Source organism: Arthrobacter globiformis (genome assembly GCF_046536215.2).
GTDB lineage: Bacteria > Actinomycetota > Actinomycetes > Actinomycetales > Micrococcaceae > Arthrobacter > Arthrobacter globiformis_E.
This window is the reverse complement of sequence record NZ_CM143421.1, coordinates 235,498-248,264: the sequence shown is the minus strand read 5'-3', so window position 1 is coordinate 248,264 and position 12,767 is coordinate 235,498. Positions and strand designations below refer to the sequence as shown.

Here is a 12,767-nt window from a genome sequence, read left to right as displayed (position 1 = left end):
GTTTCCGTCACTTTATTACTTTCCACTATGGGCACCTGCCTGGGGGCCTGGGGAGATCATTTCCTGAAGTTGTTGGAGGACTGCCGGCTTGTCCGCGGCGCGGCGGGTGCGGAAGCCGGTGTCCAGGGCGTGGGTTCCGAGCGTCCAGCTGAGGATCAGCAGCCCGTCCTTTTCCACGAATTTACCGGCCATGCCGCTGTCCTGCCGGACGCCGGCCAGCGAGGCCGCCGGGATGAACAGCGGCCGCGCGCCGGAGCGGTCCAGGAGCACGCCTTCCGGATGGATGGAGAGCTCCGCGTTGGTGCGGATGCCGAGGCCGTGCACGGCGATCCGGTCCAGCCAGTCGCCAGCGGTGGTGGAGGCCACGTACTGACCGTCCGCCGAAATCAGCGGCTCGCCCAGCACCTCCGGAACCGCCGGCAGCTGCTCGATGCCGGACTGCCGCCGCAGCCGGCCGCGCCAGCCGATCCAGATCAGGACAAAAACGACGGCGACGACCGCCAGCATCGCAAGTCCGGGGAGGACTTTTTCCATCAGTTGGCACCTGCTGTGCCGGCAACCGGCGCTTCCGACGGGTAGCGGTAGGGCGTGTTGAGCTTGCCGTCCAGGACCGTCGGGTGGCCTTTGAAGAAGGTCGCCACCACCTTGCCCGGGAGCTCCATGCCCTTGAACGGCGAGTTGCGTCCCATCGTCGCCATGGCGGAAGGATCCACGGTCCAGCGCGCGGCCGGATCCACCAGGACGATGTTGGCGGGTTCGCCCTTTTCCAGCGGCCGGCCCTGGTCCGTGAGCCGCCCGATGCCGGCCGGCGCGGTGGAGGTGACCCGGGCGAAGTCGGCCCAGGTCATGAGGCCGGTCTCGATCATGGAGTGCTGGACCACGGACAGGGCGGTTTCCAGGCCGGTCATGCCCATGGCCGCCTGCGCCCACTCGCACTCCTTGTGCTCGCTCGGGTGCGGGGCGTGGTCGGTGCCCACGACGTCGATGGTGCCGTCGGCGAGGGCGGCGCGCAGGGCCTGGACGTCGTCGTTGGTGCGCAGCGGCGGGTTGACCTTGTAGACGGGGTCGTAGCTGCGGACCAGGTCATCGGTGAGGAGCAGGTGGTGCGGGGTCACCTCGGCGGTGACGTTGATGCCGCGGCTCTTGGCCCAGCGGATGATCTCGACCGAGCCTGCGGTGGACACGTGGCACACGTGCAGCCGGGAGCCCACGTGCTGGGCGAGCAGGACGTCGCGGGCGATGATGCTTTCCTCGGCCACTGCCGGCCAGCCGGTCAGGCCGAGGACGGCGGAGACTTCGCCTTCGTTCATCTGGGCGCCGGCGGTGAGGCGCGGTTCCTGCGCGTGCTGGGCCACCACGCCGTCGAACGCCTTGACGTACTCAAGGGCTCGGCGCATCAGGACGGGATCGTGCACGCAGATGCCGTCGTCGGAGAACATGCGGACCTGGGCGCGGGAGTCTGCCATGGCGCCGAGCTCGGCGAGCTGCTCGCCGGCGAGGCCCACGGTGACGGCGCCCACCGGGCGGACGTCCACCCAGCCGGCCGCTTTGCCCAGGCTGTAGACCTGCTCGACGACGCCGGCGGTGTCCGCCACCGGGGTGCTGTTGGCCATGGCGTGCACGGCGGTGAAACCGCCCAGGGCCGCGGCGCGGGTGCCGGTTTCCACCGTTTCGGCGTCTTCCCGGCCGGGTTCGCGGAGGTGCGTGTGGACGTCCACCATGCCCGGCAGGGCGACGAGGCCGGATGCGTCGATGACCGTGGCGCCGTCCGGGGCAAGGCCTTCTCCGCGGGCGATGATCACGCCGTCGCGGATGAGCAGGTCCTCGGCGCCGCCGCCCAGGATCGAGGCGCCCTGGATCAGGTACGTGGTTTCTTCAGCCATCAGTTGCTCTCCTTCAGGGTGGCGGCTGGTTCACGGGTGTCCCCCGAGAGCAGCAGGTACAGGGCGGCCATGCGGATCGAGACACCGTTCTTCACCTGTGCGAGCACGGTGGAGCGGGGCGAATCGGCGGCGGCCGCGGAAATTTCCAGGCCCCGGTTCATGGGGCCGGGGTGCATGATGATGGTGTCCTTCAGGCCCAGCCTGTCCAGCGCGCGGAGCCTGTTGTCGTCGAAGCCCCAGCGGCGGGAGTACTCCCGGGTGGACGGGAAGAACGACGCGTTCATCCGCTCGCCCTGGACGCGGAGCATCATCACCGCGTCCACGCCCTTTTCCAGGGTCTCGTCCATGTCGTAGCTGATGCTGCAGGGCCAGTGTTCGACGCCGATGGGCAGCAGCGTGGGCGGCGCCACCAGGGTGACGTCGGCACCGAGCGTGCGCAGCAGCCAGACGTTGGACCGCGCCACACGGGAGTGCAGGACGTCGCCGGCGATGGCGACGCGCATGCCGCGCAGGTCCGCCCCCGTGGAGGGCAGTCCGGAGAGCTTCGTCCAGTGCCGGCGCATCGTGAACGCGTCCAGCAGTGCCTGGGTGGGGTGCTCGTGGGTGCCGTCACCGGCATTGATGACGGCGGCGTCGATCCAGTCGGTGGCTGCCAGCCGGTGCGGTGCACCGGAGGCCCAGTGGCGGATCACGACGGCGTCTGCCCCCATGGCGGACAGGGTCTGGGCGGTGTCCTTGAGTGATTCGCCCTTGGAGACCGAGGATCCCTTGGCGGCGAAGTTGATGACGTCCGCTGAGAGCCGCTTGGCTGCCGCTTCGAAGGAAATGCGGGTCCGGGTGGAATCCTCGAAGAAGAGGTTCACCACGGTCCGTCCGCGCAGGGCGGGAAGCTTCTTGACCTCGCGCTCCCCCACGGTCGACATCTCTTCGGCGGTGTCGAGGATGCGGACGGCGTTGGCCAGGCTGAGGTCTTCGGTGGAGAGCAGGTGTTTCATGCGCCGCCCTCGATGACCACTTCGTTGACCGCCTGTCCGTCGACGGCGTCGGTCTCCTCGAGCCGGACGCGGACCTTTTCGGCGGAGGACGTGGGCAGGTTCTTGCCCACATGGTCGGCGCGGATGGGCAGTTCGCGGTGGCCCCGGTCAATCAGGACAGCCAGGCGCACGATGCGCGGGCGGCCGAGGTCCACCAGGGCGTCCAGGGCGGCCCGGATGGTCCGGCCGGAGTACAGCACGTCGTCGATCAGCACGACCACTTTGTTGTCGATGCCCGTCAGCGGCAGCTGGGTGCGGTGCGGGGGCCTCGTGGGCTGGTGGGAAAGATCGTCCCGGAACATGGTGACGTCCAGCTGGCCGACGATCGCGGCGGAGTCCACGGCGGGATCGGCGGCGGCGATTTTCTGGGCGAGCCGGACTGCGAGAGGGTAGCCGCGGCGCGGAATGCCGAGCAGCACCAGATCCTGGGAGCCCTTGTTGGCCTCGAGGATTTCATGGGCGATCCGAGTGAGGGCACGGTCAATGTCCGCCTGGTTGAGCACAACCCTGGCCGGAACCGGTGCCTGCGTGACATGAGTCATCGCTCGTCTCCCCTTTCCCCGCCTCACGGGACGGAATTAAAAAAGGAACATTTGCCTTCCAAAATTACCACACGGGCGTCCGCCTCCGGCCCCGGCAGAGGGCGTCGTCCGTCACACCGCACTAGGCTCGTGTCTATGTCGATGAACCCGCAGCAGAGGCAGTTCCCCGGACCTGACTTCCCCGGACAGCCCGCGAATCCCAGCTGGATGGGCCACGTCCAGCCGCAGAACTACCGGCCGGCGCCCGGGCACAGCGGCGGCGCCGTGGACCAAGTCATCCCGGAGGCCGCGTCCACTGTGGCCGCCCGCCCCGGGGCGGGGACGCTGGGGCTCGTGGTGGGCGGCTGGATACTGGCTTTCGTGAGCCTGTTCCTGGTGGTGCCGTTCCTCCTGGCCAGCACCGGCGTCACGGGCTTCGTCATCGGCTTTGTTGCCTCCCTGATCCCGCTGGCGGCGGTGCTGTTCGCCGTGGCCGTCATTGACAGGTGGGAACCGGAGCCGAAGCGCCTGCTGATTTTCGCCTTCACCTGGGGCGCGGCCGTCTCCATCGCCGTGACGCTGCTCATCCAGCCGGTCTTCGCCCTGGCGGCCCCGGCCACCGATGAGGCGTCCTTCCGCGATTTCATGACCACGGTCCAGGCACCGGTGGTGGAGGAGTTCGCGAAGTCCTTGGGCCTGCTGCTGCTCGTGTTGTTCGCCCGCCGCAACTTTGACGGGCCCGTCGACGGCGTGGTGTTTGCCTTCACCATCGCCGGCGGCTTCGCGTTCACCGAGAACATCCTCTATTTCGGCCGGGCGATCGCCGAGTCCGGCACACCCGGCAGCGACCTTGTCCAGATATTCTTCCTGCGCGGCGTGATGTCGCCGTTCGCGCATGCCATCTTCACCGGGACCACCGGCCTGATCATGGGCCTGGCAGCGCGGCGCTGGCACTCGGGCGTCTCGGTCCTCGCCTTCTTCGTGGGACTGGTTCCCGCCATGATCCTGCACAACAGGTGGAACAGCATGGGCCAGGACTTCCTGGCCCAGTACGTCCTCGTGCAGATCCCGATCTTCCTGCTCGCCGTGGCCTGCATCGTGGTGCTGCGGGTGGCGGAAACGCGGCTTACCCGGCAACGGCTCCAGGAGTACGCTGCAGCCGGCTGGTTCGCTCCGGCCGAGGTGGAGCTGCTGTCCACACCGGGCGGCCGTCGGCAGGCCGTCCGCTGGGCAGGGTCCTACAACCGGGACGGGGAGATGAAGGAATTCGTCAAGGCGGCAACGCGGCTGGCTTTTACCCGGCAGCGGATCCTCAGCGGCAGGGATGTGCCGCTTCACCAGCAGGACGAGGCCCAGCAGCTGCGCCACCTGACCGCGCTCCGGGCAGCTGTCCAGCAGTAGAGGCAGCCGTCCGGCAGTAAAACGCAGAAAGCCCCTGCCGGCAGACCGGCAGGGGCTTCCTGCGTAAAACTCAGCTCAGGCGAGCAGGGACGGCTTCAGCTGCTGAAGGCGCCCCAGGAGGCCGTTGATGAACGACGGCGACTCGTCGGTGGAGAGCGTCTTGGCCAGAGCGACGGCTTCGCTGACGGCAACACCGTCCGGAACGTCGTCGTTGTACAGCAGTTCCCACGTGCCGATCCGCAGGATGATGCGGTCCACGGACGGCATGCGCTCAAGGGTCCAGCCCTGTGAGTAGGTCTCCAGGAACTCGTCGATGGTGGCCTGCATCGACACGACGCCTTCGACGATCTCGAGGGTGTACGGATTGACGATCTGGTCGGTCCTCTCGCGGCGCGCACGCAGCACGTCGAAGGCCGAGACAGAGCGCTGCTCGGCTTCGAAGAGGACCTCGAGAGCCCTGTTGCGGGCTTTACCGCGGGCGCTCACTAGTCGTTGACCCGGCCCAGGTAGCTGCCGTCGCGGGTGTCGACCTTGACCTTGGTGTTGTTCTCAACGAACAGGGGCACCTGGATCTCGTAGCCCGTTTCCAGGGTGGCGGGCTTGGTGCCGGCGGAGGAGCGGTCGCCCTGCAGGCCCGGCTCGGTGTAGGTGATCTCGAGGACAACGCTCGGCGGCAACTCGATGTACAGCGGGGTGCCTTCGTGGATGGCGATGTTGACCATCTGGTTTTCGAGCATGAAGTTGGTGGCATCGCCCACGGTGGCGCCGGACACGGTGATCTGGTCGTAGTCCGAGGTGTCCATGAAGACGAAGTCGGCGCCGTCCTGGTACAGGTACTGGTAGTCACGGCGGTCCACGGTGGCGGTCTCGATCTTGAGGCCGGCGTTGAAGGTCTTGTCGACGACCTTGCCGGACATGACGTTGCGCATCTTGGTGCGCACGAAAGCGCCGCCCTTGCCCGGCTTGACGTGCTGGAACTCGATAACGTTCCAGAGCTGGCCCTCGAGCTTCAGGACGGTCCCGTTCTTGATGTCGTTTGTGGTTGCCACTGGTTTCCTCTGGTTGTGTCTGACTGGTTCTGGCTGCCAGCTGTTATGCCAAGCGGGCATGCCGAACGGCGCGCCAGCGTGTGTTTATCAAAAATCCAGAAACTATTCTAGCGGAAAAGCCGGGCCCACTTTTTCGGCCCCTCCTGCGGGGCGCCCGGAAGACCGGTCAGGAGGCCAGTTCGAAGACGTCCCGCGCCCGCTGCAGCGCCACCGTCGAGGAGTAGATCAGCGCAGCGTCGGCGGACTGCGCCACCCGGAGGTCCAGCGCCCGGGCGAAGGATTCCACTGCGGCGCCAATGTTTCCGGCCGAGAAGTACGCCCGGCCCAGGTACTGGTTGGCGAGGGCCTCGTTGGCCGTGCCGTGTGCCTCGGTGAGAAGCTGCCGGAAGAGTTCAATGGCACGGTCATAACGGTGCGAGACGCGCAGCACGTCCGCTTCATAGGCCCGCAGCGTGAACGACTCGGGATCCTTGTAACGGGCTTCAGCCAACAGTTCGGCAGCGTCAGAGCCGCGTCCCTCCACCAGCAGCACCAGGACCCGGTCTGCAGGGTCGGTGGACGCCTCCAGTGCAGCAGCACAGATCTCTTCGTTGACAATCTCGGACAGCAGGGTCACCGGATTGATCCGGATCCCTGGGAATCCGCCGTCAGGCCATTCGATGGTTCCGCTCTGGTCCTCGCGCATCAGGAGGCAATCTCCTGGTAGGCGGCGAAGAGCAGGGACGTATCCGGCACATCCAGGATTCCCGGCTTGGCGATCCCGTCGAGGACCACGAAGCGCAGGAGGTCGCCGCGGGACTTCTTGTCGCGGCGCATGCCGTCCAGGAGCCCCTGCCAGCGGTCACGGCGGTAGGTGACGGGCAGCCCGAGCGATTCGAGGATAGTGCGGTGCCGGTCGGCGTCGGCGTCGCTGAGCCGGCCCACGCTGCGGGACAGCTCGGCCGCGAACATCATGCCCACCGAGACGGCAGCGCCGTGCCGCCAGGAGTAGCGCTCCACGAGTTCGATGGCGTGGCCCAGGGTGTGGCCGTAGTTCAGGATTTCCCGGAGTCCGGATTCCTTGAGGTCCTCCGAGACCACGCGGGCCTTAACGGCGATGGCGCGTTCGATGAGTTCGCGCAGCACGTCGGAGCCCGGATCCGTCACGGCATCGGGATCCTTCTCCACGAGGTCCAGGATGGCGGGATCGGCGATGAAGCCGCACTTGATGACCTCGGCCATGCCCGAGATGATCTCGTTCCGCGGCAGGGTCTTCAGCGTGTCCAGGTCGGTGAGGACCGCTGCGGGCGGGTGGAAGGAACCCACCAGGTTCTTGCCTTCGGCCGTGTTGATCCCGGTCTTGCCGCCGACGGCGGCATCCACCATGCCGAGGAGGCTGGTGGGCATGTGGATGACCTTGACGCCGCGCAGCCAGGTGGCGGCCACGAAGCCGGCCAGGTCGGTGACGGCGCCGCCGCCGACGGAAACCACGGCATCGGAGCGGGTGAAATCGTTCTGGCCCAGCACCTGCCAGCAGAACGCGGCAACCTGGATGTGCTTGCCCTCCTCGGCGTCGGGGATTTCGGCGGTGACGGCGGTGAAGCCGGCAGCGGCCAGTTCATCCCGGACGGTGTCGCCGGTGAGCCGGAGGGCCCGCGGGTGGATGACGAGGACGCGGCGGACGCGCTCCCCCAGCAGTCCCGGCAGCGTGCCGAGGAGGCCGCGGCCAACTACGACGTCGTAGTTGTCCCCGGCCTGCTGGCCGGTGACCTTGATGACGGTTGATTCGCTCACTTTTCAACTTCCTGTTTCGCGGCAGCACTTCCGTTGGCTGCCGTCGTCGCGGTTTTGTTGATCTCGCGGTTGGTGGTTTCGTGCGGCTTGCCGGCGGCGAACTCGCACAGTGCAGCTTCCAGCTTCAGGCCCAGTTGCGGCACAGTTCCCTGCCGGACATCCAGCACGATGTCCGCGAGGCGTTCGTAGACCGGCTTCCGGGTGGCAAACAGCGCCTTCCAGCGCCGGATGCCGTCACCGGCCAGCAGCGGCCGGCCGGAATTCTTGGCGATCCGGGCGGCGACGGTGTCGGCGTCGCATTCCAGGTAGACCACCGTGCACCGCTCCAGCAGCTGCTGGGTGCCGGAGTCCAGGACCGAGCCGCCGCCCAGCGAAACCACGGTGGCGGTGCCGGCAGCGGCCTCGATGATGTGCGCCACCGTCCGGGCTTCGATCTCCCGGAAGGCCCGCTCGCCGCGGCTGGCGAAGATGTCCGCGATGGATCCGTGGCCCTCCACGATGACCGCGTCGGTGTCCACGAACGGGGCGTCCAGCTGTTGCGCAAGCTGCTGCCCGATCGCGGATTTGCCGACCGCCATGGGCCCAATGAGCACAATGGGCCGGTCCCCTGCGGCGCAGGGTGTATTGCTCCGGGGCACTAGAGTCCGATCGTATCCAGCGACGCCGGAATGCTCTCGAGGTAGCCCTTGATGTTGCGGGCGGTCTCGGCCACGGAGTCGCCGCCGAACTTTTCGGTCACGGCTTCGGCCAGGACCAGCGCAACCATGGCCTCGGCCACCACGCCGGCAGCCGGAACGGCACAGACGTCCGAGCGCTGGTGGTGGGCCTTGGCCGCCTCGCCGGTGCTGATGTCGATGGTCTTCAGGGCGCGCGGCACGGTGGCGATCGGCTTCATGGCGGCACGGACGCGCAGGACGTCGCCGATGCTCATGCCGCCTTCGATGCCGCCGGCGCGGTTGGACGTGCGGATGATCCTGCCGTCGGAGTCCTTGACGATTTCGTCGTGGGCGGCGGACCCGCGGCGTGCGGCGGTGAGGAAGCCGTCCCCCACCTCGACGCCCTTGATGGCCTGGATGCCCATCAGGGCGGCGGCCAGGCGCGAGTCCAGCCGGCGGTCCCAGTGGACGTAGCTGCCGAGTCCCGGCGGCAGGCCGTAGGCGAGCACCTCCACCACGCCGCCGAGGGTTTCGCCTTCCTTGTGGGCGGCGTCCACCTCCGCAACCATGGCGTCGGATGTTTCGCGGTCGAAGCAGCGCAGCGGATCGGCGTCGAGCGCGATCACATTGTCAGGCAACGGCAGCGGCCGGCCTTCGGGGACGGTGACGCTGGCGATGGAGACGGTGTGGCTGACCAGCTCGATACCGAGGTGCTTCAGGAACTGGGCGGCGACGGTGCCCATGGCAACACGGGTGGCGGTTTCGCGGGCGCTGGCGCGTTCCAGCACGGGACGGGCCTCGTCGAAGCCGTACTTCTGCATGCCGGTGAAGTCGGCGTGTCCGGGGCGCGGCCGCGTCAGCGGGGCGTTGCGCGCCTGGCCTTCGAGTTCCTCGGGGTCCACCGGATCGGCGGACATGATCTGTTCCCACTTGGGCCATTCGGTGTTGCCCACCTGGATGGCGACGGGGCCGCCCTGGGTGATGCCGTGGCGGACACCGCCGAGGATCGTTACGACGTCCTGCTCAAACTTCATCCGTGCCCCGCGGCCGTAGCCAAGCCGCCGGCGGGCAAGGGCATCGGCGATCTGCCCGCTGGTGAGTTCAACACCTGCGGGGACGCCTTCAATAATTCCGACCAGTGCCGGGCCATGGGATTCACCGGCGGTCAACCAACGCAACATAAAAACCATCCTGCCATGTCTGGCGGTCAGGACACCCGCCGGGGTGCCCCGACTGCGTCGCACATCACATCTATGACTTCGGCACTTGCGGCCTCGGCCAGGCCGGTGAAATGGCGGACCTGCTCCACCGCCTGGTAGAGCAGCATCTCCAGGCCGGGGACCACTGTTCCGCCGCCGGCGTGCCATGCGGCGGCGATTTTGCTGGGCCAGGGGTCGTAGGCAACGTCCAGCAGGACGCCGTCGGTGGGCCGTCCCAGCGCCTCCAGCTCCGCCGCCATTCCGTCGGCCGCGCGCGGCGGCAGCGTGGAGATTACGACGCCGGCGCCGGCCATCGCTTCGACCGCACCGTCGAGGGAATGGACGGTGATGTCCATGCCGAGCCCGCCGGCGGCGGCCCTGGCCTCTTCCGCCCGGGCAGTGTTACGGACGTACAGGTCCACGGACACGGCGCCAAGCTCCTGCAGGGCTGCCACTGCCGCGGCCGCCGTTCCGCCGCCGCCAAGTATGACGGCGGCGGGACCATCGGCCGCGCCGGCGTTGCGCAGGGCGTTAACGATCCCCGCTACGTCGGTGTTGTAGCCGACGCGCCGCACGGACTCGCCAGCACCCTCGAACACCACGGTGTTGATGACGCCCAGGACCCTGGCCACGCCGCGGACCTCGTCCACCTCGCTGACCATTGCCTTCTTCAGCGGCATGGTGACGGACAGCCCCCGCCAGCCGGGCTCGGCACGGAGGGAGTCCATGAACGCCGGAAGCGACTCCTCGGTCACATCGATGGCGCTGTAGCCGATCTCCGCACCGAGCCGCGCGTAGGCGGCGAGGTGGAGGGCCGGAGACTTCGAATGGCCGATGGGGTGCCCCAGGACGGCTGCCCGCAGGCTCATACGCAACGGCCCGGGTTGGCCTCACACCAGGCGTTGTACTGCTCGACGTAGCCGTTGTGCTCGGCCAGCGTCTTGGAGAACTTCGTTTCCTTGGTGTCGAGGTTGATGGTCACCCAGTACAGGTAATCGTTGTTGTTCGGCTTGGCCGCCGCGTCGATGGCCGTCTTGCCCGGCGATCCGATGGGCCCGGCGGGCAGGCCCTTGATGGCGTAGGTGTTGTACGGGTTGGACTTGTCAGCCTTTTCGGCCTCGTCGATGTGGAAGGTCTTCTTGCCCAGGCCGTAGGTGACGGTGGCGTCGGACTGGATCAGCCCGTTTGTCTCCGTGTTGGTGGGCTTGAGGCGGTTGTAGATGGCGCCCGCGACGTCCTTGTACTCGGCCTGGCCGCCTTCCGCCTGCACGATGCTGGCGACGGTGACGACGTCGTACTGCTTGTTGGCGTCCGTGACGCCCTGCGCCTTCAGTTCGTCCTGGGTGGACTTCACCAGCTTGGTGAGGATGTCCTTGGCGGTGGATCCCAGCGGGAAGCGGTACTCCCCCGGGGCCAGGAAGCCTTCCAGGTTCTTCGCCTTGGAGCTCAGCCCGAACTGCTTCGGCGAGTCGCTGAGCGACTTCAGCTGGGCCAGGGAAAGCCCGGAGCCCTCGGAGATCGCCTGCAATGATTCGTCGATGCGCAGACCGGCGTTAAGGGCGAAGTACATGACCTTCGCCTGCCCCTCGTTGAGAAGTACAGAGACGGCGTCGGAGTTCTTCATTTCCTGCTTGAACTCGTACTCCCCCGGATTCAGCGTGCCGCCGGATGCGGACAGGGCCGCCATGAAGGTGTCCGCGTTGGCCACCACCTTGGCGTCCTCGAGCTTGGCTGCGACGGACACCGGGCCTTCGCCCGGAACCACCGAGACCTTGACCTGGCCGGAGCCGGGGCCGGGGTAGTCGGCGGGCTTGTCGTTCCCCAGCAGCGGTTTCAGGAACTGGGCGCCGACGACGGTGGCGGTGACGAAGAGCGCGAGGGTCAGCAGGAGCGCCACGAGCCGGCGCCGCCGGCGGACTTTCTTGGAGGGCCGTGTCACGGTGGCTGCGGTTTCGGCGCCGGCCAGGAGCTGGTGCCCCACGGCCTGCTGCTCGTAGTGCCCGTGGTCCTCGTAGGTCTCGTGGGCCACGGCGTCGTGGTGGACGTCGTAATGGTGTCCGTCCTCAGCGTGGACGTCGTCGTGGTGGGCGTCCTCGTGCTGGCCGTCCGCGAACTCGGCAAAATGCGGCGCGTCCTCAGACTGGACGCCGTGGACCTCGGTTGCAGCATCCGCGTGTGCAGCGTCTTCATGAACTGCGCCGTCATGAACAGCGTCTTCATGGCCGGCGCCGTCATGCGCGGCGTGGCCGTGCACTGCAGCGTCTGCGTGGTCAGCGGGGTCGTGGATGGTTGGCGGAACCGGCGGAGCGTCAGGAACCTCGGCGGCCGGAATCGGCTGGGCAGCGGGAACCTCCGCGGCCGGAACAGGCCGGGCTTCCGGAACCAGCGCGGCGGGCACGGCGGCGGGAGTCGTGGCTATTGGCGCTGTCCGGGGGTTCGCCGGACCGGATGCCGCGGCCGATGATCCGTGCCGCTGCGCGGCGCCGACACCGGCGTGCACCTCTTCACCGGACTCGTAGGCCTGCTCGGGCACGGCATCGCCGGACTCGGCGGTGATGGCCTTCTCGCGGGCGCGGATCTCCTTGCGTGTCAGGGGCCGTCCGGCGTCCACGAAGGGGTCGCCGGAGGAGTCGTCGCTATTGACCGGGCTCACTGTAGCTGTCCATCCTCTGAAGATCGTGTTTCCTTTTCCGGGTCAGGCCGTTCAGCAGTATCTGCGGCGGCGTGTCCGGGCAGCCCCGTACGGGGAAGCGCGCGCACACGGCTCCCCACATCCGTTCCCCTGGCTTTTTGCATATCGATGGCGTGCTGCAATATTCCTGCAGCCGCAACCTGATCCACCACTTTACGGTGATTTTTGCTGCTCATGCCAGCTTCGTGAAGGTTGCGGTGGGCCGTGACGGTGCTGAGCCGTTCGTCAACCAGGTGCACCGGGACGTCCAAACCTGTGCGGTCCAGTTCGTCAGCCAGCAGCTGGGCGTACTCCGTGGCCATGCGGGCTGAGGCGTGTTCCTCGCCCTTCATGGTCCGTGGCAGGCCCACGAAGATCTGCACGGCTCCCCGGTCTGCCGCCAGGGCGGCAATGACGCGGACGTCCGAATTCTTCTTGGCATTGCGGTCCAGCGTCTTCAGCGGTGTGGCGAGGATCTCGTCCCGGTCACAAATCGCGACGCCGACGCGGACGGTCCCCACGTCCACCCCCAGTTTGATGCCCCGGGGGTGGACGTGCGGCTCAGCGGAGGGAGTCACGG

14 protein-coding genes are annotated in these 12,767 nt (G+C 67.6%); 1 reads left to right on the top strand and 13 read right to left on the bottom strand.

Annotation, left to right across the window (positions count from 1 at the left end; all coding sequences use genetic code 11):
* Positions 1-15: 15 nt before the first annotated feature.
* From R5O87_RS01225 to pyrR, 4 genes are read right to left on the bottom strand one after another with little or no spacing between them, the layout of a single operon-like run.
* Complete coding sequence (locus tag R5O87_RS01225) at positions 16-534, bottom strand: PH-like domain-containing protein (RefSeq protein ID WP_410557027.1); 519 nt, start codon at positions 532-534, stop codon at positions 16-18.
* Positions 534-1,883, bottom strand: coding sequence for a dihydroorotase (locus R5O87_RS01220; RefSeq protein ID WP_410557028.1), 1,350 nt, complete (start codon positions 1,881-1,883; stop codon positions 534-536). The genes R5O87_RS01225 and R5O87_RS01220 overlap by 1 nt, the downstream gene beginning before the upstream one ends.
* A complete protein-coding gene (locus R5O87_RS01215) occupies positions 1,883-2,878 on the bottom strand; it encodes an aspartate carbamoyltransferase catalytic subunit (protein WP_410557029.1) in 996 nt (331 codons plus the stop codon). Before R5O87_RS01215 ends, R5O87_RS01220 begins: the two co-directional genes overlap by 1 nt.
* Positions 2,875-3,459 (bottom strand): bifunctional pyr operon transcriptional regulator/uracil phosphoribosyltransferase PyrR, encoded by a 585-nt coding sequence (gene pyrR / locus R5O87_RS01210; RefSeq protein ID WP_410557030.1) that lies wholly within the window; start codon positions 3,457-3,459, stop codon positions 2,875-2,877. Before pyrR ends, R5O87_RS01215 begins: the two co-directional genes overlap by 4 nt.
* Before the next feature lie 135 nt (positions 3,460-3,594).
* On the opposite strand from pyrR, the gene R5O87_RS01205 reads away from it, so the two are divergent.
* Positions 3,595-4,839: a PrsW family intramembrane metalloprotease gene (locus R5O87_RS01205; RefSeq protein WP_410557031.1), complete on the top strand. Its 1,245-nt coding sequence runs from the start codon at positions 3,595-3,597 to the stop codon at positions 4,837-4,839.
* Positions 4,840-4,914: 75 nt separating this feature from the next.
* Here R5O87_RS01205 and nusB read toward each other — a convergent pair whose 3' ends face one another.
* The 9 genes from nusB to ruvX form a co-directional block, all read right to left on the bottom strand.
* Positions 4,915-5,325 (bottom strand): transcription antitermination factor NusB, encoded by a 411-nt coding sequence (nusB, locus tag R5O87_RS01200; protein WP_003800750.1) that lies wholly within the window; start codon positions 5,323-5,325, stop codon positions 4,915-4,917.
* Positions 5,325-5,888, bottom strand: coding sequence for an elongation factor P (efp, locus tag R5O87_RS01195; protein WP_003800749.1), 564 nt, complete (start codon positions 5,886-5,888; stop codon positions 5,325-5,327). Before efp ends, nusB begins: the two co-directional genes overlap by 1 nt.
* Before the next feature lie 166 nt (positions 5,889-6,054).
* Complete coding sequence (locus R5O87_RS01190; protein WP_410557032.1) at positions 6,055-6,573, bottom strand: tetratricopeptide repeat protein; 519 nt, start codon at positions 6,571-6,573, stop codon at positions 6,055-6,057.
* Positions 6,573-7,661: a 3-dehydroquinate synthase gene (gene aroB / locus R5O87_RS01185; protein ID WP_410557033.1), complete on the bottom strand. Its 1,089-nt coding sequence runs from the start codon at positions 7,659-7,661 to the stop codon at positions 6,573-6,575. Before aroB ends, R5O87_RS01190 begins: the two co-directional genes overlap by 1 nt.
* Positions 7,658-8,299 carry a shikimate kinase gene (locus tag R5O87_RS01180; RefSeq protein WP_410557034.1) on the bottom strand — a complete coding sequence of 214 codons (642 nt, stop codon included), beginning with the start codon at positions 8,297-8,299 and terminating at the stop codon, positions 7,658-7,660. The genes aroB and R5O87_RS01180 overlap by 4 nt, the downstream gene beginning before the upstream one ends.
* Entirely contained in the window at positions 8,299-9,498 is a 1,200-nt protein-coding gene (gene aroC / locus R5O87_RS01175; RefSeq protein ID WP_377952098.1) for a chorismate synthase, read from the bottom strand. Before aroC ends, R5O87_RS01180 begins: the two co-directional genes overlap by 1 nt.
* A gap of 26 nt (positions 9,499-9,524) precedes the next feature.
* Entirely contained in the window at positions 9,525-10,385 is an 861-nt protein-coding gene (locus R5O87_RS01170) for a shikimate dehydrogenase (RefSeq protein ID WP_410557035.1), read from the bottom strand.
* Positions 10,382-12,169 carry an endolytic transglycosylase MltG gene (gene mltG / locus R5O87_RS01165; RefSeq protein WP_410557036.1) on the bottom strand — a complete coding sequence of 596 codons (1,788 nt, stop codon included), beginning with the start codon at positions 12,167-12,169 and terminating at the stop codon, positions 10,382-10,384. Before mltG ends, R5O87_RS01170 begins: the two co-directional genes overlap by 4 nt.
* On the bottom strand, positions 12,166-12,765 hold the full coding sequence (gene ruvX / locus R5O87_RS01160; RefSeq protein WP_410557037.1) for a Holliday junction resolvase RuvX: 600 nt from the start codon (positions 12,763-12,765) through the stop codon (positions 12,166-12,168). Before ruvX ends, mltG begins: the two co-directional genes overlap by 4 nt.
* Between the last annotated feature and the right edge of the window lie 2 nt (positions 12,766-12,767).

What these genes read in the sequence shown, in the direction of transcription:
- R5O87_RS01225 (WP_410557027.1), bottom strand. Translation starts at nt 534, where the DNA reads ATGGAAAAAGTCCTCCCCGGACTTGCGATGCTGGCGGTCGTCGCCGTC.
- R5O87_RS01220 (WP_410557028.1), bottom strand. Translation starts at nt 1,883, where the DNA reads ATGGCTGAAGAAACCACGTACCTGATCCAGGGCGCCTCGATCCTGGGC.
- R5O87_RS01215 (WP_410557029.1), bottom strand. Translation starts at nt 2,878, where the DNA reads ATGAAACACCTGCTCTCCACCGAAGACCTCAGCCTGGCCAACGCCGTC.
- pyrR (WP_410557030.1), bottom strand. Translation starts at nt 3,459, where the DNA reads ATGACTCATGTCACGCAGGCACCGGTTCCGGCCAGGGTTGTGCTCAAC.
- R5O87_RS01205 (WP_410557031.1), top strand. Translation starts at nt 3,595, where the DNA reads ATGTCGATGAACCCGCAGCAGAGGCAGTTCCCCGGACCTGACTTCCCC.
- R5O87_RS01190 (WP_410557032.1), bottom strand. Translation starts at nt 6,573, where the DNA reads ATGCGCGAGGACCAGAGCGGAACCATCGAATGGCCTGACGGCGGATTC.
- aroC (WP_377952098.1), bottom strand. Translation starts at nt 9,498, where the DNA reads ATGTTGCGTTGGTTGACCGCCGGTGAATCCCATGGCCCGGCACTGGTC.
- R5O87_RS01170 (WP_410557035.1), bottom strand. Translation starts at nt 10,385, where the DNA reads ATGAGCCTGCGGGCAGCCGTCCTGGGGCACCCCATCGGCCATTCGAAG.